The organism is Comamonas sp. GB3 AK4-5 (genome assembly GCF_041320665.1).
Taxonomy (GTDB): Bacteria; Pseudomonadota; Gammaproteobacteria; order Burkholderiales; family Burkholderiaceae_C; genus Comamonas.
Window position 1 is genome coordinate 2,220,771 of the sequence record NZ_CP166730.1, and the last position, 23,769, is coordinate 2,244,539.

At 59.6% G+C, this 23,769-nt stretch carries 37 protein-coding genes; 23 read left to right on the forward strand and 14 right to left on the reverse strand.

Annotated elements, in window-relative coordinates:
* Nucleotides 1–468: 468 nt before the first annotated feature.
* On the reverse strand, nucleotides 469–1,650 hold the full coding sequence (locus ACA027_RS09990) for an Arm DNA-binding domain-containing protein (protein ID WP_370682224.1): 1,182 nt from the start codon (nucleotides 1,648–1,650) through the stop codon (nucleotides 469–471).
* Nucleotides 1,611–1,868: an excisionase gene (locus ACA027_RS09995; protein WP_370682225.1), complete on the reverse strand. Its 258-nt coding sequence runs from the start codon at nucleotides 1,866–1,868 to the stop codon at nucleotides 1,611–1,613. The genes ACA027_RS09990 and ACA027_RS09995 overlap by 40 nt, the downstream gene beginning before the upstream one ends.
* Before the next feature lie 516 nt (nucleotides 1,869–2,384).
* On the opposite strand from ACA027_RS09995, the gene ACA027_RS10000 reads away from it, so the two are divergent.
* Complete coding sequence (locus ACA027_RS10000) at nucleotides 2,385–3,332, forward strand: HNH endonuclease (protein WP_370682226.1); 948 nt, start codon at nucleotides 2,385–2,387, stop codon at nucleotides 3,330–3,332.
* Nucleotides 3,333–3,411: 79 nt separating this feature from the next.
* A complete protein-coding gene (locus ACA027_RS10005; protein ID WP_370682227.1) occupies nucleotides 3,412–4,002 on the forward strand; it encodes a hypothetical protein in 591 nt (196 codons plus the stop codon).
* Nucleotides 4,003–4,044: 42 nt separating this feature from the next.
* On the opposite strand, the gene ACA027_RS10010 is transcribed toward ACA027_RS10005, so the two are convergent.
* The 8 genes from ACA027_RS10010 to ACA027_RS10045 all read right to left on the reverse strand — a co-directional run bounded on the left by ACA027_RS10010 (nucleotide 4,045) and on the right by ACA027_RS10045 (nucleotide 7,279).
* Nucleotides 4,045–4,344 (reverse strand): H-NS family nucleoid-associated regulatory protein, encoded by a 300-nt coding sequence (locus ACA027_RS10010; protein WP_370682228.1) that lies wholly within the window; start codon nucleotides 4,342–4,344, stop codon nucleotides 4,045–4,047.
* Nucleotides 4,345–4,363: 19 nt separating this feature from the next.
* Nucleotides 4,364–4,660 (reverse strand): hypothetical protein, encoded by a 297-nt coding sequence (locus ACA027_RS10015; RefSeq protein ID WP_370682229.1) that lies wholly within the window; start codon nucleotides 4,658–4,660, stop codon nucleotides 4,364–4,366.
* Between the two features lie 6 nt (nucleotides 4,661–4,666).
* Nucleotides 4,667–4,840, reverse strand: a complete 174-nt coding sequence (locus tag ACA027_RS10020; protein ID WP_370682230.1) for a hypothetical protein — start codon at nucleotides 4,838–4,840, stop codon at nucleotides 4,667–4,669.
* Nucleotides 4,837–5,442, reverse strand: a complete 606-nt coding sequence (locus tag ACA027_RS10025) for a hypothetical protein (protein WP_370682231.1) — start codon at nucleotides 5,440–5,442, stop codon at nucleotides 4,837–4,839. The genes ACA027_RS10020 and ACA027_RS10025 overlap by 4 nt, the downstream gene beginning before the upstream one ends.
* A 56-nt stretch (nucleotides 5,443–5,498) precedes the next feature.
* Complete coding sequence (locus ACA027_RS10030) at nucleotides 5,499–6,353, reverse strand: YfdQ family protein (RefSeq protein ID WP_370682232.1); 855 nt, start codon at nucleotides 6,351–6,353, stop codon at nucleotides 5,499–5,501.
* Between the two features lie 43 nt (nucleotides 6,354–6,396).
* On the reverse strand, nucleotides 6,397–6,810 hold the full coding sequence (locus ACA027_RS10035; protein ID WP_370682233.1) for a hypothetical protein: 414 nt from the start codon (nucleotides 6,808–6,810) through the stop codon (nucleotides 6,397–6,399).
* A gap of 115 nt (nucleotides 6,811–6,925) precedes the next feature.
* Complete coding sequence (locus ACA027_RS10040) at nucleotides 6,926–7,123, reverse strand: hypothetical protein (protein ID WP_370682234.1); 198 nt, start codon at nucleotides 7,121–7,123, stop codon at nucleotides 6,926–6,928.
* A 12-nt stretch (nucleotides 7,124–7,135) separates the two neighbouring features.
* Nucleotides 7,136–7,279, reverse strand: a complete 144-nt coding sequence (locus tag ACA027_RS10045; protein ID WP_370682235.1) for a hypothetical protein — start codon at nucleotides 7,277–7,279, stop codon at nucleotides 7,136–7,138.
* A 308-nt stretch (nucleotides 7,280–7,587) separates the two neighbouring features.
* Between ACA027_RS10045 and ACA027_RS10050 the strand changes: the two genes are divergently transcribed.
* The gene (locus ACA027_RS10050) at nucleotides 7,588–8,151 is read left to right on the forward strand and encodes a hypothetical protein (protein WP_370682236.1); all 564 of its coding nucleotides are present in this window, start codon (nucleotides 7,588–7,590) and stop codon (nucleotides 8,149–8,151) included.
* A gap of 806 nt (nucleotides 8,152–8,957) precedes the next feature.
* On the opposite strand, the gene ACA027_RS10055 is transcribed toward ACA027_RS10050, so the two are convergent.
* The 3 genes from ACA027_RS10055 to ACA027_RS10065 all read right to left on the reverse strand — a co-directional run bounded on the left by ACA027_RS10055 (nucleotide 8,958) and on the right by ACA027_RS10065 (nucleotide 11,132).
* Complete coding sequence (locus ACA027_RS10055; RefSeq protein WP_370682237.1) at nucleotides 8,958–9,521, reverse strand: hypothetical protein; 564 nt, start codon at nucleotides 9,519–9,521, stop codon at nucleotides 8,958–8,960.
* Nucleotide 9,522: 1 nt separating this feature from the next.
* On the reverse strand, nucleotides 9,523–10,392 hold the full coding sequence (locus tag ACA027_RS10060) for a DUF4747 family protein (RefSeq protein WP_370682238.1): 870 nt from the start codon (nucleotides 10,390–10,392) through the stop codon (nucleotides 9,523–9,525).
* A gap of 191 nt (nucleotides 10,393–10,583) precedes the next feature.
* A complete protein-coding gene (locus ACA027_RS10065; protein ID WP_370682239.1) occupies nucleotides 10,584–11,132 on the reverse strand; it encodes a helix-turn-helix transcriptional regulator in 549 nt (182 codons plus the stop codon).
* 225 nt (nucleotides 11,133–11,357) lie between these two features.
* Here ACA027_RS10065 and ACA027_RS10070 point away from each other — a divergent pair, with 225 nt between their 5' ends.
* The 11 genes from ACA027_RS10070 to ACA027_RS10120 are packed head-to-tail and all read left to right on the forward strand — an operon-like array spanning nucleotide 11,358 to nucleotide 15,121.
* Nucleotides 11,358–11,570, forward strand: a complete 213-nt coding sequence (locus ACA027_RS10070; RefSeq protein WP_370682240.1) for a hypothetical protein — start codon at nucleotides 11,358–11,360, stop codon at nucleotides 11,568–11,570.
* Nucleotides 11,571–11,753 carry a hypothetical protein gene (locus ACA027_RS10075; RefSeq protein WP_370682241.1) on the forward strand — a complete coding sequence of 61 codons (183 nt, stop codon included), beginning with the start codon at nucleotides 11,571–11,573 and terminating at the stop codon, nucleotides 11,751–11,753.
* Nucleotides 11,746–12,051 (forward strand): hypothetical protein, encoded by a 306-nt coding sequence (locus ACA027_RS10080; protein WP_370682242.1) that lies wholly within the window; start codon nucleotides 11,746–11,748, stop codon nucleotides 12,049–12,051. The genes ACA027_RS10075 and ACA027_RS10080 overlap by 8 nt, the downstream gene beginning before the upstream one ends.
* A 3-nt stretch (nucleotides 12,052–12,054) precedes the next feature.
* Nucleotides 12,055–12,228: a hypothetical protein gene (locus tag ACA027_RS10085; protein ID WP_370682243.1), complete on the forward strand. Its 174-nt coding sequence runs from the start codon at nucleotides 12,055–12,057 to the stop codon at nucleotides 12,226–12,228.
* Nucleotides 12,225–13,088 carry a hypothetical protein gene (locus ACA027_RS10090; protein WP_370682244.1) on the forward strand — a complete coding sequence of 288 codons (864 nt, stop codon included), beginning with the start codon at nucleotides 12,225–12,227 and terminating at the stop codon, nucleotides 13,086–13,088. The genes ACA027_RS10085 and ACA027_RS10090 overlap by 4 nt, the downstream gene beginning before the upstream one ends.
* Nucleotides 13,085–13,630: a hypothetical protein gene (locus ACA027_RS10095; RefSeq protein WP_370682245.1), complete on the forward strand. Its 546-nt coding sequence runs from the start codon at nucleotides 13,085–13,087 to the stop codon at nucleotides 13,628–13,630. Before ACA027_RS10090 ends, ACA027_RS10095 begins: the two co-directional genes overlap by 4 nt.
* Entirely contained in the window at nucleotides 13,627–13,848 is a 222-nt protein-coding gene (locus ACA027_RS10100) for a hypothetical protein (RefSeq protein WP_370682246.1), read from the forward strand. Before ACA027_RS10095 ends, ACA027_RS10100 begins: the two co-directional genes overlap by 4 nt.
* On the forward strand, nucleotides 13,845–14,189 hold the full coding sequence (locus ACA027_RS10105; RefSeq protein ID WP_370682247.1) for a DUF1064 domain-containing protein: 345 nt from the start codon (nucleotides 13,845–13,847) through the stop codon (nucleotides 14,187–14,189). The genes ACA027_RS10100 and ACA027_RS10105 overlap by 4 nt, the downstream gene beginning before the upstream one ends.
* Complete coding sequence (locus ACA027_RS10110; protein WP_370682248.1) at nucleotides 14,189–14,455, forward strand: hypothetical protein; 267 nt, start codon at nucleotides 14,189–14,191, stop codon at nucleotides 14,453–14,455. The genes ACA027_RS10105 and ACA027_RS10110 overlap by 1 nt, the downstream gene beginning before the upstream one ends.
* Nucleotides 14,449–14,709 carry a hypothetical protein gene (locus tag ACA027_RS10115; RefSeq protein ID WP_370682249.1) on the forward strand — a complete coding sequence of 87 codons (261 nt, stop codon included), beginning with the start codon at nucleotides 14,449–14,451 and terminating at the stop codon, nucleotides 14,707–14,709. The genes ACA027_RS10110 and ACA027_RS10115 overlap by 7 nt, the downstream gene beginning before the upstream one ends.
* Nucleotides 14,710–14,725: 16 nt before the next feature.
* On the forward strand, nucleotides 14,726–15,121 hold the full coding sequence (locus ACA027_RS10120; RefSeq protein WP_370682250.1) for a hypothetical protein: 396 nt from the start codon (nucleotides 14,726–14,728) through the stop codon (nucleotides 15,119–15,121).
* Between the two features lie 114 nt (nucleotides 15,122–15,235).
* Here ACA027_RS10120 and ACA027_RS10125 read toward each other — a convergent pair whose 3' ends face one another.
* Entirely contained in the window at nucleotides 15,236–15,991 is a 756-nt protein-coding gene (locus ACA027_RS10125; RefSeq protein WP_370682251.1) for a hypothetical protein, read from the reverse strand.
* Nucleotides 15,992–16,195: 204 nt separating this feature from the next.
* Here ACA027_RS10125 and ACA027_RS10130 point away from each other — a divergent pair, with 204 nt between their 5' ends.
* The 9 genes from ACA027_RS10130 (at nucleotide 16,196) to ACA027_RS10170 (ending at nucleotide 23,762) form a co-directional block, all read left to right on the forward strand.
* On the forward strand, nucleotides 16,196–16,660 hold the full coding sequence (locus ACA027_RS10130) for a hypothetical protein (RefSeq protein WP_370682252.1): 465 nt from the start codon (nucleotides 16,196–16,198) through the stop codon (nucleotides 16,658–16,660).
* A 44-nt stretch (nucleotides 16,661–16,704) separates the two neighbouring features.
* Entirely contained in the window at nucleotides 16,705–17,292 is a 588-nt protein-coding gene (locus ACA027_RS10135; protein WP_370682253.1) for a terminase small subunit, read from the forward strand.
* Nucleotides 17,289–18,593 (forward strand): PBSX family phage terminase large subunit, encoded by a 1,305-nt coding sequence (locus ACA027_RS10140; protein WP_370682254.1) that lies wholly within the window; start codon nucleotides 17,289–17,291, stop codon nucleotides 18,591–18,593. Before ACA027_RS10135 ends, ACA027_RS10140 begins: the two co-directional genes overlap by 4 nt.
* A complete protein-coding gene (locus tag ACA027_RS10145; RefSeq protein ID WP_370682255.1) occupies nucleotides 18,593–20,689 on the forward strand; it encodes a hypothetical protein in 2,097 nt (698 codons plus the stop codon). The genes ACA027_RS10140 and ACA027_RS10145 overlap by 1 nt, the downstream gene beginning before the upstream one ends.
* On the forward strand, nucleotides 20,686–20,979 hold the full coding sequence (locus tag ACA027_RS10150) for a hypothetical protein (protein ID WP_370682256.1): 294 nt from the start codon (nucleotides 20,686–20,688) through the stop codon (nucleotides 20,977–20,979). Before ACA027_RS10145 ends, ACA027_RS10150 begins: the two co-directional genes overlap by 4 nt.
* On the forward strand, nucleotides 20,972–21,346 hold the full coding sequence (locus tag ACA027_RS10155; protein WP_370682257.1) for a hypothetical protein: 375 nt from the start codon (nucleotides 20,972–20,974) through the stop codon (nucleotides 21,344–21,346). The genes ACA027_RS10150 and ACA027_RS10155 overlap by 8 nt, the downstream gene beginning before the upstream one ends.
* Nucleotides 21,347–21,356: 10 nt before the next feature.
* The gene (locus ACA027_RS10160; protein WP_370682258.1) at nucleotides 21,357–21,728 is read left to right on the forward strand and encodes a Gp49 family protein; all 372 of its coding nucleotides are present in this window, start codon (nucleotides 21,357–21,359) and stop codon (nucleotides 21,726–21,728) included.
* A 136-nt stretch (nucleotides 21,729–21,864) separates the two neighbouring features.
* Nucleotides 21,865–22,818, forward strand: coding sequence for a hypothetical protein (locus ACA027_RS10165; protein WP_370682259.1), 954 nt, complete (start codon nucleotides 21,865–21,867; stop codon nucleotides 22,816–22,818).
* A gap of 2 nt (nucleotides 22,819–22,820) precedes the next feature.
* Nucleotides 22,821–23,762, forward strand: coding sequence for a DUF5309 domain-containing protein (locus ACA027_RS10170; protein WP_370682260.1), 942 nt, complete (start codon nucleotides 22,821–22,823; stop codon nucleotides 23,760–23,762).
* Nucleotides 23,763–23,769: the final 7 nt, after the last annotated feature.

The window sequence follows — 23,769 nt, forward strand, 5'->3', positions numbered from 1 at the left end:
AATGAGCCGTCTCAGGGATTTTTCCGCCCCATGCACCACGGGTGGTGGTGCGTAAGTCGTTGAAACGTAACAAACTGGCCTTCGCTCTTCGGCTCAAGCATAGGGATTATGAGTCCGCAGGGTATGCCCATGCATAGTTCGATGAGCCTGGAAGGGTGAGAGGGTTAAGCAGTCTGATTCGCTTCCTACGTTGCAAAACATCAAGTGAGTCCGGAATCGATTCATCTGTTCCAAAGCCGTCCAGCCTTAATTAAGCTATGTATGGGGAACAACATGGGGAACAATCGAGTAAAAATTTCATGTTAAATCTTTATTTCATGAGGTTTAAAGGTGAAGATTCAATAGACGCCAGCCCATCCAAGACACCGCCACACACTGGAAAGCCTAGTGTGTGGCGGTTTTTTCTTGCCCTCTAGGGTCGTGTGGTGTCGCCAAATTCGCACCGATTTCGCACGGGATTCGCACGGCTCACTCCCTGCTGACAAGACGAAGCTCAGCCTTGGGCTTCTGGTAGTCCTCGCGGATGAACTTGCCGTAGGTGCGGAACACCATCTCCACGTCCTCGTGCCCCAGCTGCTGGGCCACATACCAAGGGTTGGCGCCGGCCGTCAGGAGGGTAGAGGCGTAGGTATGCCGGATTTGGTACGGATTCCGGTACGGTACGTCGGCCCTGGCCATGATCGGCAACCAGGCTGTTTTGCGGACCTGGGCGTCAGTGCTCCAAGGGGCCAGCGTTCTGGGGTTCAGCCAAATCCTGGTGCCAAGGTGCCCACTGACCGCCTTCTGGGCACGCAGTGCGGCCATGGCCTCGTCGTTGAGCTCGACATCCCGCTTGCCTGCTGCCGTCTTGGGCCCCTTGATGACGCCAGCTACCTGGTTCTGGATGATCCTGGCCGCGCAGCGCTTCCAATCGATGTGCTCCCACTCCAGTGCTTGGAGCTCACCAGGGCGCAGGCCTGTGTTGAACCAGAACAGGAAAGTGGGGTGCTCATCGGGTCGGCAGGCATCGAGGATGGCCTGGCGCTCGGCTTGGGTGAACGGCTGGACCACATAGTCGCTGGCCTTGGCGGTTTGCCGGATTAGCTTGGCCAGGGCGATGCGGTCGAATGGATTGAATTCGATCAGCTCACCATTCAGAGCATCCTCAAAAACGGAGCGCAGCGGAATCAGCGTGTTGCGGATGGCCTTTGATGTGCAGTCCATCTCGCTGATCCAGTCGCGCAACATGCTGGGCGTGACCTCGGATGCGTGCACCTCGCTCCAGCGCTTCATGCGGTCGCCATTGATCACCTTGGCGTAGCCGTTGTAGGTGGACGGGGACATTTGCCCGTTGTGCACCTGGCGCTCGTAGATCTCCAACTGGTTCTGCAGGAGCGTGCGCATCAGGCCCGATTTCTTCTTGCTGACGCCAGCCCTGGGGCTGTCAGGGAAGAAATCGGCGTAATCGAAGCTGCCGGCCTTTATCTTGTCGCGAATGTCTTCGCGCAAAACGGCTGCGCGCTGAATGCTGGATTTGTTCACCGGGCCAGGGGGAAGCATCTCGCGGCACTCCTTGCCCTGGTAGGAGAACGCAATTTGAATCCGGTCGCCAGTGACAAATTGGCGAATGGTTATGCCGGGTGGTGTTTCGAGCTTTGGTCTTTTATCCATTGGTCTGCTGCCTTGATGTTGACGTAGAGACGGCGGGAAACGACAGCAACCTGCTGACCGATTTTCCAAGTGCCGGTTTTTTTCCGTTGCTTGACGGTTTCGCGGGTGACGCCTGTCATTTCCTCGTACTTGCTCGCCAGAACCCATTCGGGGGCGCTGGCGGCGGCGGGATTTTCGTGGGTGGCCACGGTTGCCTGGTGGGCTGTCTGCTCTCTCATTGGCTGCTCCAGAAAAAAGAAACCCCGCTCAATGGCGGGGTTGGTTTGTATGGCGCCTTGGGGAAGGCGCTCGCTTGCCGTGGTCCTGGTGGGCTCTGCGGCTTATGTCGGCTTGTCTGTATTGCTGGAAGGTTCACTGGTAGTGCGTCGAAGTTTTTTCAACCACGCCTTAAAAATCCCCCAGCCTGTTGTGTGCCGTTTGGCGCAGTGGCGGCACGGGATCTGCTGGCCAGCATGGACCAACGCGATACCCGTGCCGTAGCAAACAAAGCACGGCTCGTTTCTCCTAAACATCCCATTCCTCTCTTTGTATTAATGGCGCGTATTGTTAACAAAATTTAATGTTCGGTGCTGAGGTATTTAAAGGCAACCTTGACCCTTGTCTACCTGAGTGCCTGCATGCCAGCTTTTTGTCAGGTTCATGCTGTTTTGAGTGGTCATGGCGTCCTCCAAAAGAAAAGGCCCGCTGATGGGCGGGCCTGGGGCGGGTAGGATCGGCTTCAAAGGGAGAAGCCAATGAATTACTGGTGGGTCAACCATAAGCAGACGTATAGGCAAGAGGTCCAAGGGGGATACATCTGGAGCCCGAAGGCAAAGGCAAATGGGCAAGCGAATGAAACCTACCTGACGCTGACCCGTGTTCAACCGGGTGATGTTGTCGTTTCGTATGCCGATGGCCAAATCAAAGCGCTAGGGGTTGCAACGGCTCCCCATCGCGAGGAGAGCAAGCCAGAAGCTTTTGGCGCGACTGGCGATGTATGGGACTCCCAGGGCTGGCTGGTGCCAGTTGAGTGGGCGTTGTTGCGTAAGCCATTGCGACCAAAGGATCACCTCGGGGCTATTGGACCGTTACTGCCGAGCAAGCACTCGCCCATCCGCAGGGAGACCGGTGACGGCAACCAGGGGTGCTACTTGGCGTCGATTAGCCAGAATTTAGGCCAACTCCTCTTGCGGCTGATTTCTCCAAGTGACTCTGCTGCACTGGAAGCGCTGGCGCTGCAGGCGGCGCAGACATCTGAGGACATCGCAGAGGCGCAGATCGCCACCTCAGGTGGCAGCCCAACAGAGGTGGGGCAGCTGGTTCGTGCGCGGCGTGGCCAGGGGCGGTTTCGCCTTAATGTTCTTGCTGTTGAAAAGCGGTGCCGGCTCACTGGTGTGGAGCTGGAGCCATTCCTCATTGCCAGCCACATCAAGCCATGGGCTGTCGCTTCAGATGAGGAGCGGCTGGATGGGAACAACGGCTTAGTGCTTGCGCCGCACGCTGACTTGTTGTTCGACCGAGGCTGGATTTCGTTCGCTGATGATGGATCGATCCTGGTGGCGAACGAGGAGGCTGCCGCGGTGCTTGCCTCATGGGCCCTGCCAGGTTCTGATGTGGCCACTGCACCATTCAATGCAAAGCAGCGTGAATACCTGGCTTTCCATCGATTGAATGTCTTTGGCAAGGGCTTCCGCTTAGATTGACGGTGAAAAGAAAAAGCTTGCGTGGTTTGGGGCGGGTGGGCTGTTAATAGACGGTAGGATCACGCCCGAGGAGGAGCGCATGAACGCAGATCAGGTAATTGAGGGAATCGGGAAAGCAATCGTAGCGGTTAGTCCAGCGCAGGAGTACTGCGCTCTATGGATTGACTCATGGGCGACCTGCATGACCAAGAGTGAGTGGTCGGGATGGGTACAGGCAATCGGTTCGGTCTTGGCTATTTGTGCAGCGGTTTGGGTGTTTAGTCTTCAGCAGCGTGCTGAACATAACCGGCACCGAGCAGATGCCGCGTCAATTCTGAGCTCATTCATTGGCACTCTGGACACTATCCAACGTTTAATTCCTGCAGACGGCAATCGTTCAGTGTGGACTGTTATTAAGGTGCGCGTCTTGATAGAAGCCGAGCTCCAAAGAGTAGGCGGTTTAGAAATGCATGCATTGGTTTTAAATGAGCAAGTCGGCGTATTCAACTACCGAATGGCTGCAATGCAATTAATCGAAGCGCTGCGCGTGGTTGAGGGTGATATTGATAAGACAGAGAAGGGTGTTTTTGTCCATCAAGAAGCCTATGTTTTTTTGCAAGGTGTAATTGTGGAAGCTATGGAGTTAATGAGGAAGGGTAGACCACTGTTTGGTAGCTGGATAAAGGGCTGAGAGATTAATCAGGACAGGCCGAAGCCTGTGCTCATGCCCCTGTTATGTGGCTGGGGTGATCAGATAGGCCTCGCGGGCCAGGCCGCGAATCCACACTGGCTCCTTGCCGCGCCCGGTCCAGGTGTCCCCTGTTTCCGGGTTGCGGTACTTGGCCGGTACGCTGCCCACGGCGCGGGGCTTGCTCTTGCTGGCGCTGGGCACCAGGTCGGTCGCGGTGATGCCGTACTCGGCGCACAGCTCGCGCACGGTGGTCAGGGCCGTAGCCCGCGCGGCGGCGCGCTCGGCTTCAATCTTCTTTTCCAGCTCGTCGCGCTGGGCCAGCAGTTCTTTGTAGGTGCTCATGGAGTTTCCTGGGTGGTGATTAATCGAGGTCGCCGCCTTCGGTGTCGTCGGCGCGCTTGCGCTCAAACCCCGGGGCGGCTGCGGTGGTGATGGGCTGGGCCAGCCGGGTGGCCAGGGCCTGGCGGATACGGGGCACGGAATCAGCCGGGTACAGCTTGGCGTTGCGCAGCTGCCGTGTTTGCTCGGGCGGCAGGCCTTCGCAGATGGCTTTGTTATCCAAGGGCTGGAATCCCAGCTCGGCCAGTTGGGCCGCATTGACGGAAGCGATGGCCAGGGCATGGTTCACCTGGCTCAGGTTGATGATGTTGGTCTGCATTGGTGATCAGGCACCCCAGTAGGTGCCAGGGGGAATAGAGGGCGGTGGTGGGCGCTGCTCATCCAGCCAGGGCTGGGCGCGCGCCTCGGCGGCCACGGTGGCCAGGGCATCCAGCCGGTGGGCATGGGCCAGCAGCACGGCAAGGCGCTCGCAGCGCCACCGGATTTCTGCAGGGCTCATGAGGCAAGGCCGGCCCACGGGGATGCGGTGGGCACGCGCGGCTCTGGCGACAGTTCGCGGTAGGTTCGGTTTTTGCGGCACAGCTGCACCACACTGAAATTCACGCCAAGCTCGCGGGCCAGGGCCCGGGCTGATGTGCCGGTCTCGGTTTTGACGCGCAGGGCCTGCTCATCGGTCAGCGCGCGCACTCCGCTCTCTTTGCGTGCGGCCAGGATGCGATCCTTGCGCAGGGCATTGAGCACCGGATTCATTTCTTCCATGGCGCGGGCCGTCAAGTAGGTGCGCCGCACGTAGCGCGCGCAGTCCGGGCAAACGCAAGCTCCATTGCGGCAGGTGGCCGACACCACCACGGTGCGCGGCTTGGCGTTGGCCGGCGGGCGTTTGTTTGTGCACAGCTCCAGCAGCAGGCCGCGCACACGGAGCTGGCAGGGGGCCACGCCCTGGCCGAACCGTCGGTAGGGCATGGCCATCACCGGTGAGCCTGCATCGACTGCACCCTGCCAGATCAGGCAGGTGCCTTCTTCCACGGTTTCGCGGATGAGTTTGCGCAGGACGGTTTCAAGCAGGTGGAAGTAGATCGCCAGGACATGGGCGCGCTGCATGGGGACTCCGGAAAAGAAAAAGCCCGGCGCTTGGCCGGGCTCATGGGGTGGGCGGCTTACTTGGAGGGCGTGCCGTTCAGGATCTGCAGCTCAGTGGCCGCGGCGATGGTGGCGCGCAGCTCCTTGACCGCGTGCTCGATGGTCTTGTGCGGGCGGATCAGCTCCAGCCACATGGTCAGCTGGCCGCCATCGGCGATGCGATAGCGCAGGCGCACATCCACGCGGTACTTGTCGCCGTTCTCGAAAACAGGGATACCCAGGCTGAATTGCTCGGGCACGGCCAGCTGGCCCTGGCGTGCGCTGCCGGACACATCCTCGTCGTAGGTGAACTGCGTGCTGCCGTCGGCCAGGCGGATAGCGGACTTGAAGTCCACCTTCTTTTTGGCTTCCAGCGTGCGGCAGACCTCCAGCAGAGTGGAGCCGTCAGGGCTGCCCACTTCGCCCACGGGCGCGCCGGCAGCGTCCTTGTCGATGAACACGACATCGATCAGGTTGTTTTCGATGAACTGGGCCAGCTCCACCTGGTTGACCTTCTTGCTGTCCATGCCGGTCCAGGCCTTCCACTCGGGGGCCAGGGGCGCGGCGTAGTGGGCGCGGTGGTCACCCCAGCCGGTGCCGGCGGCGGTGTGGTTGAACACTGCGGTGAAGGTGGGCGGCTCGATGGTGCTGAACATGCGGGTGTCTTCGCCCTTTTGGTCCTTGACCACGGCGATGAAGGACTCGGCATCGTTCAGCACTGTGGTGCCCTTCTTGCGGGCCGGCGCGGTCAGCAGGTGCTCCATGGTGTGGGCGCTGTAGCCTTCGGGCAGCAGCACCATGGGCACGCCGGCACCAACAAAGCGCAGGTCCTGGTGCGCAGCGGCCAGGGTGGCGAGGGTGGCGGCTTCGGTTTGAATGTCTTTCAGTTCCACGGGGTTCTCCTATAGGTGTGGATGGGTCGGGTTGGAAACGGGATCAGCCCACGGCGCGCAGCGGGGCGGCAGCGGTGGCCGGGGCCTGGCGCAGCGTTTGCTGCTGGGCGGTGGATTCCTGGTTGACATCGCGCACGCCGTCCAGCGTCTGCTGGCGCGGGTCGGAGCGCTGCAGGTTGTTGTCGGGGGTGGTGAACAGAATGGTCTTGCCCTTGGTGGGCGCGGGCAGCTTGGCCTTCACATCGGTTTCCAACTCCATCTGGCCGGCCTTGCCACCGATGGGTTTCATCTTGATGGTCAGGGTCAGCGAGCCGGCCTTGCCGGTTTCCGTGGTGGCGTGCACCAGGTCGTTCAGGGCTTCGGTGGCCTCTTCGCCCAGGAAGGGGACGCTGTTGGCCAGGAAATCAGCGAAGTCCTGGCGGTTGGCCTTGAGGGTGGGATTGATCAGCTTCGACATTTCAAAGGGCTCCTTGGGTAAAAAGTGATTCAGAAGGGCGCGCCGGCTACGAGGGCGGCAGCAGCCAGACTCAGGGCGCAGATGCCCGACCAGGTGAGGACATGGAACAAGGCTTTCACAGCAGCTCCTTCAGGCACTCGGCGGTGGTGCTGTCCACCCACACGCCCACGAACCCGGGCGGACAGGCAGAGGCAGGTACAGCCATGGGCAGCACATCAGGCTCAGCAGTGGGGGTGAAGCTGGTGCCGGCCACGGCACTCAGGCCCAGGGCCAGCAGGGCTGCGATAGCCCAGGGGGTGATGCGGTTGAACATGGGGCAGTCCTTTCAGATTGCATCGGCGCTGAGCTCCAGCACCTGGGGTGATTCGGTGGCCAGCTGCTGGCGCAGCTCGTCGGGGGAGAGGCAGGGCGGCAGCTGGCGGGCGGGCGCGGTCGGCGGAAAAGGCAGGGGGCAGGGCAGGTAGGTCATGGGCACAAAAAAGCCCGCTATGTGCGGGCTTGAGTGGTGTCGGTGGTGGGCGGCGGACTGGTTGGAGGCTTGTCCTGGGCGCGCTGCTTTTGCTGCCCGCGGATAAGCCGCAATTCCTCTTGTTCGTCAGCCCAGGACTGGGGCTCGTAGATGCGCTGCCCTCTGCAGCGTGCGTATGTGCGTTTCATATGTGGGCCTTGCAGTGGTGAAAAGAAAAAGCCCGCCGAAGCGAGCTCGTGGGAGCAAAAACTCAATTGCGGTTCTGAATTCGTACACTGCACCATCCTCAGGCGGTGCTTGGATATGAAATGACCAATAAGACTTTCGTCTCGCAGTTGAGTGCTGCTAATGCTCCGGTGGCCTCTGTAGTAAAGCTATTTCTTGAGGATGACGGAACACTGCCCGACATTTGCTTTAAGCGGCTGTCGATGGCGGAGGTCTCTGCGGTTTACGAGTTGCTGCGAGGGTTCGCGCAGGATTTCGAGAGCTCCCCTTATTGGTCTGTATCCGACCAGGCAGACCGTCGAGTACTGGCAACCGAGAGCGCGTCGGAAGTTCTCGCCCAAGCAGAGGCGAAGTTTTTTCACATCGTGCTTTTGGGTGTCAAGTCTCCATCCGGTCTATCGGTTCCAGCGCTTGGTGTTTGCGTTCTGGAAGATCAGATCAGCATCGATTACCGGGCTGGCCATGAGTGGGGCATGGGTTGCGTCCACGGGCTATTTGAAATCGTTTGCGCCGCTCTGCAGCTTTGTGCAACACCTGTGGTTGCCCATGAAGGCAATTGCAACGACCCAGATGGGGCTCTGCTGCGGCGCGCTTTAGATGGCTTCAAGAAGGCTGGATCACGTACTGACAGCAATCCAGCTGGATAAAAAGCCGGTGCCTTACGGCTGCCTGGGGAAGGAGTTAGAGAGGGAGGGAGGAGCCTCCCAGGCCCGGCTGGAAATCAAACCGCAGCACCCTGGTGCAAGGCGCTCTGGTTTGTGCCGTATCGCGTGACGGCTGGCACTGCAGGTTCTTACGGTCGCTGCAGACCTCCACCCCCGGCCTGGAGAGACGCAGACCTCGGCGGCTGCTCAGCTACGGGATTCCTTCGCTGCTCTCGTCATTGGCTTGATCGCCACCACTGCCTCCCTGGCTCTCGCTGGGGTGCAGTGGTGTGGTGCGATGGGATTAATTAAACATCACGTTTAAAACTATGTCAAACAAATTGTTTAAACAAGATGATGAAGAAGCGAACGGCTAGAAGTGCACCGCCGCAAAAAAAGCCCGCTGCTGCGGGCTGATTGGCCCCGGGGAGGTGGCCATGGGATGTGCGTGCTGGGTCGACAGCGTGGCCAAAAAAAGAAACCCCGACATGCGGGGTCAACCACCAGAGGGTGGAGCGATAGGAGACGATCCCAGTATGGCCAGGCAGGACCTGGCAGCGCTTCCCGCTTAGCGCGCGAGGCTGTAGGAGCAAGTCTCGACAGACGGTCCAGGCAAAAAGAAGCCCCGTTGGTGCGGGGCTGCCTCCAGGGGAGATGGGGTTGTGGAGGCAGGGCCAGTGTGGGGCTGCTGATGCTGGCCGTGGTCACCGTCAGGCGCAGACAAGCGCGGGAGTGGATGCGCGGTGCCAGGGCATGAAAAAGCCCGCTCGGTGGCGGGCTTAGGGCATTTTTTCATCAAGAAATTCTAGTTATGAATTAGATCTCTGATGCATTTCATACCAAGTTGCAGTTCTAAAAAGATGCATTGTTGCCGCCAATATTGACGTCATTGAGTATAGAAATATTAAAAAGCCAAGCCCCCAGAAAAACAAAGTCATAAAATTAATAATAGGAATTATTGAGGCATCCCATGAATATGTAAAGTTTAGAGATTTTGATATTAATGCAAAAAAGAAGGCAAATATTTGTATAACTATGAAATGAACGAATGTGGAGCACAACTCTACATATAGACTTGAACCCGAGCTATTTGAATCCTCATCGTCATCATCGTCGTCAGAGTTGTCGATAAGCATCTCTCTAAATTTGTCATCTCCGAAGGCTAAAAAAACAGCAAATCCACCCAGAGTAAAGCCTAACAAGTTGGGCAGAACAGATATAGATATGTCCCACCAATTGGCATTACTCCAGATTTTATAAGTAAAAACTAGCAGTATTAAAGCTAGATGCAAGTATGGCGATTTTATAAGAGCTGAAAACCCACCATAGGCACACCAATACTTACTAAATATTCTTGACATGCCTTTATACATTTTAATTTATCCTTCCGCGAGAAACTCTTAATAGAACATCGCTAGATAATTCAACCCCGGAGTTAACAGTATAAGGCGTATCCATTGGTTTGTCTTTAGTGGATTCTTCAATACGCTTGCCTTGGTTATCTAAGCCATATCCGATCACTTTGCCATTCGATGCAGCCACTTGAGCTAGCAGCCTTGTCTCCTCGTCGGGCTCGAGCGATTTACCTGGAAGTGCAATAAGCGCAGTCTCGATTCTTTTTGCGTTTTGTTTTTCTAGTTTTTTTAAGAATTTTCGTTCCTGAGCTTCGAAATCGTCAGGGTTAGGCCGCGCTAATGTGATTTCAATTTTTTTGAGCGTGGGGATGCTGAAGATTTCTTCAATGCTTTCTCTTTCAGGAATCGCAGTGACCGTCACTGCGGGAAATTTCCCTTTTTCGCATGCCAAATCAAAAAGTTGTTGAAAGAATTTTTCTGCAAATTGTGGTGATAGGGTGTTTTTTCTATCTTTATTAATAAAGAAAAGCTTGTGATTATGCGGATGGAAAACAAATTCAATAATTTTTAAGTTTGGCCTTAGTTCGCTCGGAATGTTAATATTACTTGTCTCCTCCTCTGTTGCTGGTTCATTTTTTATTGTGTTAAACCATTGGGCTGTCTCATCAATGTTGAGGAATTTATAAATATCTCCTGAAATGTAATCCCCAGATTTTTTATAAGTCTTAAAATCCATCGGGCCAAGAATAGCCGCTTCATCACCTCTTAAAATAATTGGTGTCCTAATGCTCTTGGCTTGACGGAATAGCTCAATGTACCTCTCGGGAGAGTGTGGACTCTCCATTGCAATATTAATTTGTGAAATTCTGATTGTTCTAATCTCTCGCATTACATCTCCCTCCAAAAATTTATATTTAAGTCGAATCTAGATTTTTTATCTGCTCCAGGACCAGATCACGTCAAGCTACCGGATCGAATGCTGCCTCATCAGCTTTAGCGCCCTAAACAGGGCTGAGCGAAAGCACTGCCTCTCAAAACACCATCGAGTCCGGCCCCACGGAGCAGACACTCGGGAGATGCTCATAGCTTTTGGCCGTTCCAGGCCCAAACCACACGGCCCAGCACCCGCACCTCGTGATCCCCGTTCAGTTCATCCACGGTCTTGATCGTTGGGTTGTCAGAGCTAACCTCCAGCGTGCCAGACATACGCATGCGCACGCGTTTGATGTAGGTCTTGCCATGCACCTCCAGCACATACACGCCTTCATGGCTGGCTGGATCGCGTGAACCAGAGTCCACCAAAAGCACGTCTCCATCGCTGAATGTGGGCGCCATGCTTTCGCCGTGGGCGTGGATGAACTTCAGCTCACGGATGTTCCCCGGCTTGATGTACTGATTTATCCAGTGCGATGACAGCGATAGGTCGCCTACCACGTAGTCAGCATCGAGCACTTCGTTGCCAGGCCCCATGCTCCCGCTGTTGGCTAAAAGGGGGATGCGGACCATGTTTGGCATTTGAGCCGGCAGCAGACCTTCGGGAGTAATGGCCATCGCGACGCCCGTCGCCATCTCGCCTTCACCAGTCATTAGCCAGTTGGCGCGAACACCCAGCACTTCTTCGGCCTTCATGGCTCCAGATCGCGAGACGCCGCGCGTCTCCCAGTTCTTTACTGTCTGCGGAGACTCATTGAGTAAGCGGGCGACAGCTGACTGACCGGACACGTCGCGGAGTTGTCGGGCGGCTTGGTAGAGGCGTTCTGCAGATACATGCATCAGTGAATTTTCTGTTTAGTAAACAAGGTGTTGTTAAACGCTTCGTTTGACTTTTGTTTAAACAATGTGTTTAATTTGCGTATGCATCAAGACGCAGAACTCATTTCCCACATGGGCGGCGCCACCAAGTTGGCCGTGCGCCTTGGCTATGACCTGAAAGAGGGCGGCGTTCAGCGCGTCCAGAACTGGAAGAGCCGCGGCATACCTCCGGCGGTTGAGCGTGACAACCCATGGATCACGCGCATCCGCCGAGCCGTTTCGCGGCAGGCAGCGGCCCAACCCAAGGAGGCCTGAATGAACGCCTTCCTCTGGACGTTTCTGATTCTGGAATCCCTGAGTGTGGCCGGGCGACTGATGTGGCTCGCAACAGGGCGTTTCCCCAAGAGGACGCCGGCTCAAGCTGCGGTTGATTCCGTGGCCGGAGCGCTCTTTTGTGCCTGGGCTGCTTGCCTGTTGATGGAGTTGAGTCATGTCTGAAGTTTCCGAGACTGCGCACGAAAGGTCACGAAAGGCGCACAGCCTGGTCTTGCAGGGCATGAAAGAGGTCAAGCAGACCGCCATTGCCGCAGCGATGGGTGTGTCTGAGGCCACGGTCAGCCGCATCAAGAACGATGACCTGGAGGCTTCTATCCAGTTTCTGTACCACGCGGGCTGGAAGGTGGTGCCGCAGGACCACCGCTGCATTCCCGAGGTGCAGGCCCGCGCCTGGTTTGACTCGCATCAGCGCGAGGTTGAGCGCATGCGCCAGACCGAACAGCTGTGGCCGGAGGAGTGACCCATGCAGCGCAATGCATTTCATCTGCCGGTGAGCACCTTCGCACGAGAGCTGCAACGCAACCGCGACAGCAAGCCCAAGCGCAAGAGCCCGGCATCGCAATTTCACATCACCGGTGGCAATCAAGGCCGCCAGGACATGGTGCGCTTGACCGCGCTGAAGAAGACATCGATATGAGCAAACAACTCCCTTGGTTCCGCGTCTACACGCGGATGGTTGACGACGACAAGCTCAAGCTCTTGGCTTTTGAGGACCGCTGGCACTTCGTGGCCTTGCTGTGCCTGAAGGGCGAGGGCTTGCTGGACAAGGGTGATGCCCCCGGCCTGCTGATGCGCAAGATCGCCGTGAAGATGGGTCTGGACGTTCGCACGCTGGAGGAGGTGGCGCGCCGCCTGGCCGAAGTGGGGCTGGTGGACCAGACCTCGCTGCAGCCCACCAAGTGGGATGGCCTGCAGATGCGCAGCGACAACGACCCCACGGCCGCAGACCGCAAGAAGCGTCAACGCGAGCGCGCAAAGACCGCCAAACCCGCGCCGGGCAACGATGTCACGGACGATCACGGACAAGACACGGACGCGTCACGCGTGACGGGTACGAATGTCACGCGTACAGATACAGATACAGACTTAGATAAAGAACCCCAAGTAGATACACCAGAGGTAGAACAAGATTCTGTTGGTTCGCCACAGCCCGGCGATGCACCGGCAGCTGCTGCGCCTGCGGCTTCGCCAACCGACAAAGCCAAGGGCACCAGACTGCCGAAAGACTGGGTGCTGCTCAAGAGCTGGGGAGACTGGGCCCTGAAGGAGCGCCAAGACCTGACGGCTGAGGACGTGCGCCGCGAGGCTGCGTGCTTCCGAGACCACTGGGTGGGAAAGGCTGGCGCTGATGCCCGCAAAGCGGACTGGGAGGCGACCTGGCGCAACTGGATTCGCCGCGTGGATCGCCGCAAGGCTGCTGGCGCTGGTGCATCCGCCCAGGGTGCGGGCAAGTTTGCCGGTGCAGCTGCAGCCATTTACGACGGGGTGGAGCTGTGAAGGGCGCCGCCAACCTGGCCGCGCAGGGCTTGCGCGATGTTGCCCACCACCAGGAGCAGGACGGGAAGCCGGTGCGCAAGGCTTCGCCCCGTACCCGCAAGCTGTTTGTGGTTCTGCATGGCGCCTACGGCAGCGCCTTCCTCTCGAAATTCAACACTGGCCAGCTTGGAGCCGACGGCCAGGACAAGGGTGTGCGCATGGCCATGCTGGTGTGGGACTCTGCCCTGGCCAAGTTCACCGATGACGCGGTGGAGCTGGCGGTGGAGCGCATCAAGCGTGCAAGCCCGGAGTTCGCCCCCACGCTGCCCATGCTCGAAAAGGAGTGCGAGGCGGCCATGCCCGTGAAGCCTTACGCCCAGCAGCAAGGCTGGGTGGCCTTGCCCGCCCCAGCACCGGCTCCGCACCCTTCGTTCCAGCGTATGGGGGATGGCCGCGACTGGGCCCGTGGGCTGCGCGCTCGGCATGAGGCTGGCGAGAGGCTGACCCCGCATGTGGTGGCGATGTTCCGAAAGGCCCTTGGCATGGAAGCGAGGACCGCATGAGCTCGCAAAGCACTTGCATCGAGTGCACCCACTGGTCCCTCAAGGACACCGACCGCAGCATGGCCCGCCTGGGTTTCGCATGCTGCCTGAAGAAAAACCTCCCGGGCTACACCACCAGTGCCGAGGCAGTTGCTTGCCAGCGCTTTGCTGCTGCGGATGCTGGCGCTGCCAAAGCGCGCCGCGAGTGGCTGGAAAAGAAGAGTGGGGGCCACGCATGAAGCAGGCCATGTACGCCCTGGGCCGACTCAAGGTCGGCGCAATGAACAAGACCGAGGCAGCCTACGACCAGCACCTGGCCGGCCTGCAGCATGCTGGCCAGATCCTCTGGCGCCGGTTTGAGGGCCTGAAGCTGCGCCTGGCCGACAACACGTTCTATACGCCCGACTTCGCGGTGATGAATGCGGAGGGTGTGATCGAGTGTCACGAGGTCAAGGGCTACTGGCAGGACGACGCCCGGGCCAAGATCAAGATCGCGGCCGACCAGTACCCGTTCCGCTTCATCGCCATCAAGGCGCGCACCAAGAAATCCGGTGGCGGCTGGGAAGTGGAGGCGTTCTGATGGACCTGGCATTTTTTGGAAAGGTCGTGCCCCTGGCCGGCCTGCGGCGGCCACCCCCACCACCTGGGACGCAGCCAGTCCGGGCTTCGATGTACCCGCGCGGGCCATCACAGAAGCCGGAGCGGCTGAGCGATGGCCGCTACCTGGTGACCAACTGGATGACCAACCGCTGTGGGCGCGAGGTGCAGATCGGCGCGACGGCGATCTATGTGGTCAACGACTACGGAGTGATGGTCCTTGTTGAGAGCTGGGGTGACCAATGCTGAACAGGCTGAACGACCGAGAGCGCGAGCACTTGGCCCTGGTCAAGGAGCTGCCGTGCAGCGTGTGTGACCGGTCGGGGCCCAGTGAGGCCCACCACGTTAAGCAGGGCCACCAATACACCGCAGTCGCGCTGTGCGAGAGCTGCCACCGCGGCGCGCTGATGGGCCTGCATGGCCAGCGCCGCATGTGGGCAATCAAAAAGATGGATGAGCTGGCTGCGCTGAATGTGACGGTGCGCCGGCTGATGGGTAATTGAAGAAAGCGAGACGAGAGTGAGACGAGACATCAATCTGGCCACGCCCGTGGATCTGCGGCAAGCCGAGGGGTTGCTGGAGAAGTACGGCCACTGGGCCCAAGACCGCTACAAGAAGCAGCGGTGTGCCAGCGCGGAAGGGGGCTATGTTCCGCCGCCACTGCCCATGGCCGAGCGTGACCTGCCTATGGAGCCCTTCATCCCGGATTGGAGCGCCGTCGGTGTTCAGCGCGCGCTGAACCAGGTGCCGCTGCAGTACCGCCGTGTCCTGCAGGCTTACTACATCCCCCAGCGTCTGCCGCACCATGCGATACGGCGACAGCACAAGATCAGCCCGCGCATCTGGGAGGAGAGTCGCATCCTGGGTATACGCATGTTTTGGAACGTGTACCGCTTGCACCACTTGACAACGTGATGCACAATCGCGCCATATTCCGCGAAACTGATTCGTGTGCCCTGGTTGCCTGATGGCAGCCAGCGGCGTGAACAAAGAAAAAGCCCGCTAGGTTCGCCTGCGGGCTTTGGTACATCAGTCGACCAAATTTTCTTTTATGCTTTCTCGATGCTGTTTGTGGTAAGAATCAAGGATAAGGGCGTAAGGGCGATCATTGTCACCCAGCGGGAAGACATGCAATTGCTCAGAGAAAGGGTTGCCTGCAGCATCAGAGCAGTGAATCCTTAGATTTAGTGCTGCAACATCCTTAATGCCGGAGGGAATGCGGCAAGTGATCGTAAAGATAGAATCTGGTTTAACAAATTGCTCAGATACACTGCATTTGACGTCGTCGGACAAAGAATGCACGCGGACTTGAGAGCAGCGATTTCCAAGATTTAATACATCAACTTTTACAATGTGTGCATATAGAGTTCTCTTCGCCTCTGTAGACCACGCTGCGTTCGCGGTGCATGTAGTCCGCTGCTGAACAAATATTGGCTTGAGGTTGTCCCTTTGAAGCTGTTCCATTTTCGCGGCGGCTTGAAGTTGGAATTCAAGCGTTTCTCGCGCAGAAGAGGCCAGCTCCTCTTGCTGCTCTACAGAGCGTCTTAGCTCTTCAGCTTGTAGGTTCAGTGCTCGGCTATTCTGACGGAGTTCTATACCCTGTTGGAAGTAGCCCAGCACTAGCCATAAGATCGCAAGTGGGCCAAATGCGCCTGCAAGGAAATCCCCGAGTTCATTGAGCGGAAGTTCTTGAATTGTGGCCCATCGCCCGTGTGTGAGCCAGGCTAAGCCGGCGAGATAGGCGAGCGTCAAAAGCGCGCCGATCCATCCCAATAGTCGCCCCATCCATATCTCCTGTGTGAGCCAGGGAGTGTGCCATAGCAACTTGTTACATCTCCTGATTCAGCCAGGCCGCGCCTGAGTGATTTGACGGCGTTGGCATGTCTTTCGTGAGCTGTCCACGGAGCTGGAGGAGCAACACAAGCGGCTCTGCCGTAAATTCGTATGAGAGGCATGTATGCTGCAGACCTTCTGTAACAAGGAGGTTGCATGTCAGCGAATGGCGTTATTGAGCAAGAGTGGCGAAAAATTTCCAATACTCTTGATGAAGTTGACTCGATTCGGCGTAAATATTCCAAATTGCTTGCTGGCCTTGTAGAGGTCGGCAACGATGCAATGCATCTTGTGCCTGAATTCTCCGTGGCTGTCGATGCGGCCTCTGAGACGGCCATTGTTAAGTCTTTCGCTGGCGAATCCAGTATCCGGCTTGCGTGGTCGGCTGATGCTGAGTGCCTTGATGGAGTAGCGCTCGTCACGTCTCCAAAAAGAGGGGGGAAAGGTGAGCACACAGTCTTGCATGTGCATTTGCCTGGATATGGTGATCCGTATGTCGATGTAGATGGCGGAGAGCAGCTGACTCAATCATCATTTCATCGCGGTAAATTTCTTTACGCGATACTGATGATGATCGTGCGAAAGCACGTTGACCTCAGTACGCTGCCGCAAGAAAACTAACGCAAGGCCACCTCCGGGTGGCTTTGTAAATTTGGAATATTGGAATGGCACTCACCCCAAAGCAAGAGCGCTTTGTGGCCGAGTACCTGATAGACCTGAACGCGACTCAGGCAGCGATCAGGGCGAGCTACAGCGCGAGGACGGCAGCATCCCAAGGGGAGCGCCTGTTGAGAAATGTTGAGGTGGCCAAGGCCATCCAGGCCGCGCAGGCCGCCCGCGCGGCGCGCACTGAAATCACCCAGGACCGCGTGCTGCAGGAGCTGGCGCGCATTGCGTTCTTCGACATCCGCAAGCTGTACCGGGATGACGGGACCATGAAGGACCCACACGAAATGGACGCAGACACGGCGGCCGCGCTGGCCAGTATCGAGGTGAAGGAAGAACTCGAGCGCGGTGAGGTGGATGAAGAGCTGGAAGACCAACCCCACGGCGGCGCGCTCAAGCGAAAGCGCGGGGAGCTGGTGGCTGGCTACACGATCAAGGCCAAGGTATTTGACAAGGGCTCCGCGCTGCAACTGGCTATGCGCCACCTGGGCATGCTGAATGACAAGCTGGGCCTGTCTGCGCCTGGCGGCGGCCCCATTGAAACTGTTACGCGCGTCACGCGCACCATCATCGACCCCAAGGCATGAGAGAGCTGGACTTGAAGACGGCGCGCGTGTTTGCGCCGCTGCTGGAGCCTGCCCGCTACAAAGGCGCGCATGGCGGCCGAGGATCTGGCAAGAGCCATTTCTTCGCTGAAATGCTGCTGGAAGACTGCCTGTATGAGCCCGGGGCCATGGGCGGCGAAGGCATGCGGGGCGTGTGCATCCGCGAGGTGCAAAAGGACTTGAGCCAGTCGAGCAAGGCGCTGCTCGAATCCAAGCTATCCACCTTGCGGCTTGGCCCGGCCGATGGCTTTAAGGTCTACAAAGACGTGATTACCGCGCCCGGGGATGGCTTAATCATCTTCAAGGGCATGAACGATTACACGGCCGACAGCGTGAAGTCCTTGGAGGGTTTCAAGCGCGGGTGGTGGGAAGAAGCCCAGACAGCGACCCAACGCAGTCTGGACTTGCTGCGGCCCACGCTGCGCGCGCCGGGCTCTCAGCTGTGGTTTGGCTGGAATCCGCGCTTTGCCAAAGACCCGGTGGACCGCATGCTGCGCGCGGCGGAGCTGCCCACTGGGGCCAGGGTGGTGCAAGCCAACTGGCGCGACAACCCCTGGTTTACGGCCGAGCTGGAGCAGGAGCGCCAGGACTGTCTGCGCCTGCAGCCTGACAAATACGACCACATCTGGGAGGGCGGCTACGAGACGGTGAACGAAGGCGCGTACTTCGCCCGCCAGCTTGCGGATGCCAAGGCCCAGGGCCGCATAGGCGCTGTGGCGGCTGATCCGCTGATGACGCTGCGGGCTTTTGTGGACATTGGCGGCACTGGCCAGAACGCCGACAGCTTTGCCATGTGGATCGTGCAGTTCGTGGGCATGCAAGTGCGCGTGCTGGACTACTACGAGGCCCAGGGGCAACCCATGGCCACCCATGCGCAGTGGCTGCGCGACCGTGGCTACACGCCGGACAGGCTGCAAATCTGGCTGCCCCATGACGGCGAGAAGTCGGACACGGTGCACGCAGTCACACCCAAGAGCGCGCTGCAGTCACTGGGCTACAGCGTGACGGTGGTGCCCAACCAGGGCAAGGGTGCTGCCATGAAACGGGTCGAGGCTGCGCGCCGGCTGTTTCCCAGCATCTGGCTCAACGAGGCGACAACGGAAGGTGGCCGCGCCGCGCTGGGTTGGTATCACGAGAAGCGGGATGAAGCCCGAGGCATTGGCCTGGGCCCGGCCCACGACTGGGCCAGCCATGGCTCTGACGCTTTCGGCCTGATGTGCTGTGTCTGGGAGCCTCCTCGGCAACAGGCACCACTGCCGCTGCCCAACATAGGAATTGTGTGATGGCAAATATGGAGAAAGACACGTTCCGCAATGTGCTGGAGCGTGAGATCGAGGACGCCCATGCCTGGCTGGCGGGTGGTATCCGAGGTGAGCAGCAGCGCAATATGCAGTTCTACCTGGGCCTGCCGCTGGGCAATGAGGTGCCCGGCCGCTCCCAGGTGGTGAGTTGGGACGTGTTCGAGACCATTGAGGGCGCGCTGCCGAACTTCTTGGAGCCGTTTTTCAGCGGTGACAACATCGGCGAGTTTCTGCCGCGGGGGCCCGAGGATGGGCCATTTTCTGACCAGGCCACCGAGCTGGTGAACTATGTAATCCGGGACGACAACCCCGGATTTTTGCTTTTTAGCGACTGGTTCAAGGACGCGCTGCTGTCCAAGCTGGGCGTGGTGCGGGCCAAGTGGGTGCAGCCAGACCCCGTGCGCGAGGAGTTCAAAGGCCTGAGCGAAGAGCAGTTGGTGCTGCTGACCCAGGACCCGGCCGTGAGCGTGCTGGAAGCCTCACCCAGCGAAGTACTGCCCCCAGGGCTGGCCCAGGCTGCCGGCCTGCAGCAGCCCGCGCTGTGGGATGTGACTATCCAGCGAAAGCAGCGCGGCCGGGTGGAGCTACGCAACGTCGCGCCTGGGGACTTTGTGGTCAACCGCTCGGCCAAGCGCCTGGAGGATGCCCGCCTGGTCGGTGAATGGGTGACATACACCCGCTCGCAGCTCAAGGAAATGGGCTTCGACAATGCTGCGGACATCAAGCCCTACGACGGCGCGGCCGAGCTGAGCCAGGATGAGCAAGCGGGCGACCAAGTAGACAGTGCAGACAAGACGCTGGAAGAGGTGAGGCTGTTTGAGGGCTTCATCCGCTGCGACTACAACGGCGACGGCGTGGCCGAGTGGCGCCGCGTGCTGGTGTCCGGTGATGGCGATCTGGAAAACGAGGAGGTCGAAGGCCACGAATACGCGGTGCTCACGCCCATCAAGCTGCCGCACCGAGTCATCGGCATGGCCTTGGCCGACCCGGTGGTGGAGCTGCAGCGTCTGTCCAGCGGCCTGACGCGCCAGTATGTGGACAGCCTGTACTTGGCCAACAATCCGCGCACCTACGTGAACATGGCGGCCAAGGTCAACATCGAGGACGTGATCAGCAACCGCATCGGCGGGATCATCCGCGGTGAGGGCGCGGCGGGTGATGCTGTGGCGCCCATCAAAACCGCGCTGGTGGCCACCGAGAGCCTGCAGGGCCTGGAGATGGCCCAGGGCATGCGCGAGCGCCGCACTGGTGTGACCCGCTACAACCAGGGCCTGGATGCCGACAGTCTGAACAAGACGGCCACGGGCATCACCAAGATTGCCGGCATGGCCGACAAGCGCATGCTGCTGATTCTGCGGATGTTCGCTGAAACCGGTGTCAAGCAGCTGTTCAAGCTGGTGCTGCGCCTGCTGACCCAGTACCAGGACATCCCGACGACGGTGCGCTTGCGGGGCAAGTTCGTACAGTTCGACCCGCGCATGTGGTCGCCCGACATGGATGTGAGCACGGACGTGGGCCTGGGCACCGGTGACAAGACCGAAACCCTGATGCTGCTGCAGCAGTTTGGGCAGTTCATGCAGCAGGCGGCCCAGGTGGGGCTGGTGGGGCCTGAGCAAGTCTATGAATTTGGCAAGGCCTTGGCCAAGAACGCCAAGCTCAAGGGCGCGGACGAGAAGTTCATGCTCTCGCCGGACAAGGTGCAAAAGCCACCGCAGCAGCCCAGCCCTGAGCAGATCAAGGCCCAGATGGAGCAGATGAAGCTGCAGGGCCAGCAGCAGCTGGAAGGCATGCGCTTGCAGGCCGAGGCCATGGAAGGCGACAAGGCGCGCGCGGCCGAGCTGCAGATCAAGCAGATGGAGCTGCAGCAGCAACAGTGGGCCAAGCTGCTGGAGCTGTCGGCGGGCTACGTTATGGGCCAGTCGCGCATCGATGGCACGGCACAACCGGCGCAAAACATCATCGGCGGCACGATGCTGGACCAGAACATGCAGGCCCCGGGCATCTCGCCCGAAATGATCAACAACGCAGCCCAGATCATTGGCGGCCTGGCTTCACGTTTCCAAGGGGGGCAGGGATGAGCGATGTCCAGTACCGCGCAGAGCAGGCCCAGCGCCTGCTGAGCGAACCGCTGTTTCAGGAGGCCCGCGCACTGGTGGTGCAGGCCCTGCAAACCGAAGTCCTGTCTCTGCCCCTGGCGGAGCGCGAGCGCCGCGAGGCGGCCGTGGCCATGCTCAAGGGCGCGGAGCAGTTTTTTCGTGTGTTCGAGCTTGTGATCGACGGCTACAAGCTGGAGCGTGCCGAGATGGCCAATGAAGCACAGATGAAAGCCCGTCACCAAGCAATCGAGGAGCGCATGCGCAATGCCTAGACCCCGTAAAACCACTACCAGCACCGAGGCACCGGCCACGGCCGCGACCCACCCGCAGGAGCAGCAAGAGCTGCAGGCGCCCACAGGGCTGGAGGGGGAGCAAGCCGCAGTGCCCGACACGACCCAGGAGCCGGCCGACCAGGCCCACGCAGTGAAGCCGCCCGAGCCGATTGCGCCGGAATGGCCCACCGAGCCTCTGGACGAGTTTCTGCGCCGCGTGGAGCGCGTGCACATCGACCGCGACGTAGTGGCCACGGCCGCGACCCACCCGCAGGCCACTGAAACCACATGGCCCGGCACCTATGGCGGTATTCGCCTGAGCGCTGGCCCGGTGTCCGTCACCTACAGCGACGGCACCACCGAATAAGGAAAGCACCATGAGCGACCAAGCAGTTGAGCAAGAAATCCAGGCCAAGGGCAAGACGGCTGCACGCATCACGCCGGCTGACATCGAGGACAACATTGCCAGCGAGCACTATTTCATTGCTGCCGATGCCATTGATAACGAGCCGAATGCCACCAGCATCGCCCATGACGGAACTGTAGGCATCCACGACAGTCTTGAGCGGCTGACATTTTGCGTGCTGGTGCTGCGCAACGGTTTCACCGTTACCGGCGAGAGCGCATGCGCCAGCCCTGAGAACTTCGACGCCGAGATCGGCCGCAAGATCGCGCGCCAGAACGCGGTGCAGAAGATTTGGCCCCTGATGGGCTACGAGCTGCGCAGCCAGCTGGCCACCACCGCGTAACCCATTTTTCAACCCGCCCGGGCACGGTATGCCCGACCGACCAGTTTAGGAACAACCCAGCGAGGGGCTGTGTGCGACGGCATGCAGCCCCTTTTTGCGTGGACTCACACCTGGCCGGACTCACACACCAAAGACCATGGACGACGATCAAATCAACACCGTAGACGATCTGGCCGCAGCACTGGAAGCCGGCGAGGGACAAGCCCAGGAAGCCCCCGATGCCGAGCAGCAAGGCGCCGCGCCCCAGAACGAAGGCGATCCCCAGGCAGATGCCGAGCAGGAGGCTGAACAGGCTGAGGGCGAAGCGGAAGCCGCCGCGCAGGAAGCTGGACAAGCCCCGGAAGCCCCAGCCGACGACCTGGTGGTGAAGTGGAAAGCCGCCGACGGTAGCGACATTGAAGCGCCGATTGCCGAGCTCAAAGCAGGGTATCTGCGTCATGCGGACTACACCCAAAAGGCCCAGCAGCTGGGCGAAGAGCGCCGGCAGGCAGCCGAGCAGGTGGCGCAGCAGCACCAGCACGCCCAGCAGCTGACGCGCGACCATGCCCGGCTGCTGCAGATGACGGACCAGCTGGCGCTGTACCAGAAGGCCGATTGGGATGCGCTGTACCAGCAAGACCCGACGGAAGCAGGGCGCCTGCAAGCCCAATGGCGCCAGACCGAAGCCCAGGCCCAGCAGCTGGCCCATGGCCTGCAACTGGCCGCGCAGCAGCAGGAGCAGCAGGCAGCACAGCGACACCAGCAAGCCTCGCAAGAGGCGCTGGCCGCGCTGCAGGCCGCGATCCCTGGCTTTGGCGCGGAGCAGCTGACCGCGATGCGCGACACAGGCCTGGCCCACGGGTTCACCGAGGCCGAGCTGTCCCAGGTGGCAGATGCACGCACGCTCAAGGTGCTGCACGAAGCCGCCCAGTGGCGCGCGCTGCAGGCCAAGAAGCCCGCCGTCCAACAAAAAGTGCAGGCAGCACCGCCCAAGGCATCCAAGCCTGGTGCTGCAGGCGTTCCCCCATCCAAACTCGACGCGGCCTGGAAGCAGCTCAATGCCCGCCGCGACGTGAATTCTTTGGCCGCCCTCTTGGCGGCGCAGGAGTAGACATGGCACAACAAACCAATACCTTCGCCACCTTCGATGCCGTCGGCAATCGTGAAGAGCTGGCGGATGCGATTTACCGCATTTCTCCCGAGGAGACGCCTTTCGTGTCGTCCATCGGCAAGGACAAGTGCAGCTCTGTGAAGCCCGAGTGGCAGACCGACGCACTGAGCGCTGCGGGCAACAACAAGGTGGAGCAGGGCAACAACGCCACGGTGAAAGCCGTGACGCCCACCGTGCGCGTGGACAACCGCACCCAGATCTCCGAAAAGACTTTCGGCGTGACGGGCACCCAGGAAGTGGTGGACAAGGCCGGGCGCAAGTCCGAAAAGACCTACCAGGAAGCCAAGAAGATGTTGGAGCTCAAGCGCGACATTGAGTTTGCTGCCATCAACAATGGCACGGCCATCGCTGCGGTGCCGGGTGTGGCCCCGCAGGCGCGTGGCCTGTCGGGCTGGCTCAAGACCAACAGCTTCCAAGGTGCCACGGGCGCGGCCCCGGACCCCATCGCCAACACGGCGCCCACGGATGGCACGCTGCGCACCTTCACCGAGGCGCTGCTCAAGCAGGCCATGCAGAAGGCCTGGGAGGAGGGCGGCAATCCCACGCAGCTCTTTGTCCCGTCGGCACTGCGCGAGAAGGTGTCGGCTTTCTCCGGCTCGGCCACCAAGTTCGAGCAGGCCGACAAAAAAACCACCACCGCCACGGTGGAGGTCTACATCGGTGACTTTGGCCGGTTGAAGATCGTCAACAGCCGCTACAACCGTGCACGCGATGTGTTTGGCATCGAGCCCGGCCGTTTCAAGCTGCTGCGCTTGCGCGGTGTGAAGACGACCCCGCTGGCCAAGACGGGTGATGCTGATAACTACATGATCAACACGGAATGGTCGCTCAAGTGTGAGCAAGAAGCCGCGAACTTCGCCATCCGTGATCTGCAGGCGGCCTGACTGGCTT

What these genes read in the sequence shown, in the direction of transcription:
- ACA027_RS09990 (WP_370682224.1), bottom strand. Translation starts at nt 1,650, where the DNA reads ATGGATAAAAGACCAAAGCTCGAAACACCACCCGGCATAACCATTCGC.
- ACA027_RS09995 (WP_370682225.1), bottom strand. Translation starts at nt 1,868, where the DNA reads ATGAGAGAGCAGACAGCCCACCAGGCAACCGTGGCCACCCACGAAAAT.
- ACA027_RS10000 (WP_370682226.1), top strand. Translation starts at nt 2,385, where the DNA reads ATGAATTACTGGTGGGTCAACCATAAGCAGACGTATAGGCAAGAGGTC.
- ACA027_RS10005 (WP_370682227.1), top strand. Translation starts at nt 3,412, where the DNA reads ATGAACGCAGATCAGGTAATTGAGGGAATCGGGAAAGCAATCGTAGCG.
- ACA027_RS10010 (WP_370682228.1), bottom strand. Translation starts at nt 4,344, where the DNA reads ATGAGCACCTACAAAGAACTGCTGGCCCAGCGCGACGAGCTGGAAAAG.
- ACA027_RS10015 (WP_370682229.1), bottom strand. Translation starts at nt 4,660, where the DNA reads ATGCAGACCAACATCATCAACCTGAGCCAGGTGAACCATGCCCTGGCC.
- ACA027_RS10020 (WP_370682230.1), bottom strand. Translation starts at nt 4,840, where the DNA reads ATGAGCCCTGCAGAAATCCGGTGGCGCTGCGAGCGCCTTGCCGTGCTG.
- ACA027_RS10025 (WP_370682231.1), bottom strand. Translation starts at nt 5,442, where the DNA reads ATGCAGCGCGCCCATGTCCTGGCGATCTACTTCCACCTGCTTGAAACC.
- ACA027_RS10035 (WP_370682233.1), bottom strand. Translation starts at nt 6,810, where the DNA reads ATGTCGAAGCTGATCAATCCCACCCTCAAGGCCAACCGCCAGGACTTC.
- ACA027_RS10040 (WP_370682234.1), bottom strand. Translation starts at nt 7,123, where the DNA reads ATGTTCAACCGCATCACCCCCTGGGCTATCGCAGCCCTGCTGGCCCTG.
- ACA027_RS10045 (WP_370682235.1), bottom strand. Translation starts at nt 7,279, where the DNA reads ATGACCTACCTGCCCTGCCCCCTGCCTTTTCCGCCGACCGCGCCCGCC.
- ACA027_RS10050 (WP_370682236.1), top strand. Translation starts at nt 7,588, where the DNA reads ATGACCAATAAGACTTTCGTCTCGCAGTTGAGTGCTGCTAATGCTCCG.
- ACA027_RS10055 (WP_370682237.1), bottom strand. Translation starts at nt 9,521, where the DNA reads ATGTATAAAGGCATGTCAAGAATATTTAGTAAGTATTGGTGTGCCTAT.
- ACA027_RS10060 (WP_370682238.1), bottom strand. Translation starts at nt 10,392, where the DNA reads ATGCGAGAGATTAGAACAATCAGAATTTCACAAATTAATATTGCAATG.
- ACA027_RS10065 (WP_370682239.1), bottom strand. Translation starts at nt 11,132, where the DNA reads ATGAAGGCCGAAGAAGTGCTGGGTGTTCGCGCCAACTGGCTAATGACT.
- ACA027_RS10070 (WP_370682240.1), top strand. Translation starts at nt 11,358, where the DNA reads ATGCATCAAGACGCAGAACTCATTTCCCACATGGGCGGCGCCACCAAG.
- ACA027_RS10075 (WP_370682241.1), top strand. Translation starts at nt 11,571, where the DNA reads ATGAACGCCTTCCTCTGGACGTTTCTGATTCTGGAATCCCTGAGTGTG.
- ACA027_RS10080 (WP_370682242.1), top strand. Translation starts at nt 11,746, where the DNA reads ATGTCTGAAGTTTCCGAGACTGCGCACGAAAGGTCACGAAAGGCGCAC.
- ACA027_RS10085 (WP_370682243.1), top strand. Translation starts at nt 12,055, where the DNA reads ATGCAGCGCAATGCATTTCATCTGCCGGTGAGCACCTTCGCACGAGAG.
- ACA027_RS10090 (WP_370682244.1), top strand. Translation starts at nt 12,225, where the DNA reads ATGAGCAAACAACTCCCTTGGTTCCGCGTCTACACGCGGATGGTTGAC.
- ACA027_RS10100 (WP_370682246.1), top strand. Translation starts at nt 13,627, where the DNA reads ATGAGCTCGCAAAGCACTTGCATCGAGTGCACCCACTGGTCCCTCAAG.
- ACA027_RS10105 (WP_370682247.1), top strand. Translation starts at nt 13,845, where the DNA reads ATGAAGCAGGCCATGTACGCCCTGGGCCGACTCAAGGTCGGCGCAATG.
- ACA027_RS10110 (WP_370682248.1), top strand. Translation starts at nt 14,189, where the DNA reads ATGGACCTGGCATTTTTTGGAAAGGTCGTGCCCCTGGCCGGCCTGCGG.
- ACA027_RS10115 (WP_370682249.1), top strand. Translation starts at nt 14,449, where the DNA reads ATGCTGAACAGGCTGAACGACCGAGAGCGCGAGCACTTGGCCCTGGTC.
- ACA027_RS10125 (WP_370682251.1), bottom strand. Translation starts at nt 15,991, where the DNA reads ATGGGGCGACTATTGGGATGGATCGGCGCGCTTTTGACGCTCGCCTAT.
- ACA027_RS10130 (WP_370682252.1), top strand. Translation starts at nt 16,196, where the DNA reads ATGTCAGCGAATGGCGTTATTGAGCAAGAGTGGCGAAAAATTTCCAAT.
- ACA027_RS10135 (WP_370682253.1), top strand. Translation starts at nt 16,705, where the DNA reads ATGGCACTCACCCCAAAGCAAGAGCGCTTTGTGGCCGAGTACCTGATA.
- ACA027_RS10140 (WP_370682254.1), top strand. Translation starts at nt 17,289, where the DNA reads ATGAGAGAGCTGGACTTGAAGACGGCGCGCGTGTTTGCGCCGCTGCTG.
- ACA027_RS10145 (WP_370682255.1), top strand. Translation starts at nt 18,593, where the DNA reads ATGGCAAATATGGAGAAAGACACGTTCCGCAATGTGCTGGAGCGTGAG.
- ACA027_RS10150 (WP_370682256.1), top strand. Translation starts at nt 20,686, where the DNA reads ATGAGCGATGTCCAGTACCGCGCAGAGCAGGCCCAGCGCCTGCTGAGC.
- ACA027_RS10155 (WP_370682257.1), top strand. Translation starts at nt 20,972, where the DNA reads ATGCCTAGACCCCGTAAAACCACTACCAGCACCGAGGCACCGGCCACG.
- ACA027_RS10160 (WP_370682258.1), top strand. Translation starts at nt 21,357, where the DNA reads ATGAGCGACCAAGCAGTTGAGCAAGAAATCCAGGCCAAGGGCAAGACG.
- ACA027_RS10165 (WP_370682259.1), top strand. Translation starts at nt 21,865, where the DNA reads ATGGACGACGATCAAATCAACACCGTAGACGATCTGGCCGCAGCACTG.
- ACA027_RS10170 (WP_370682260.1), top strand. Translation starts at nt 22,821, where the DNA reads ATGGCACAACAAACCAATACCTTCGCCACCTTCGATGCCGTCGGCAAT.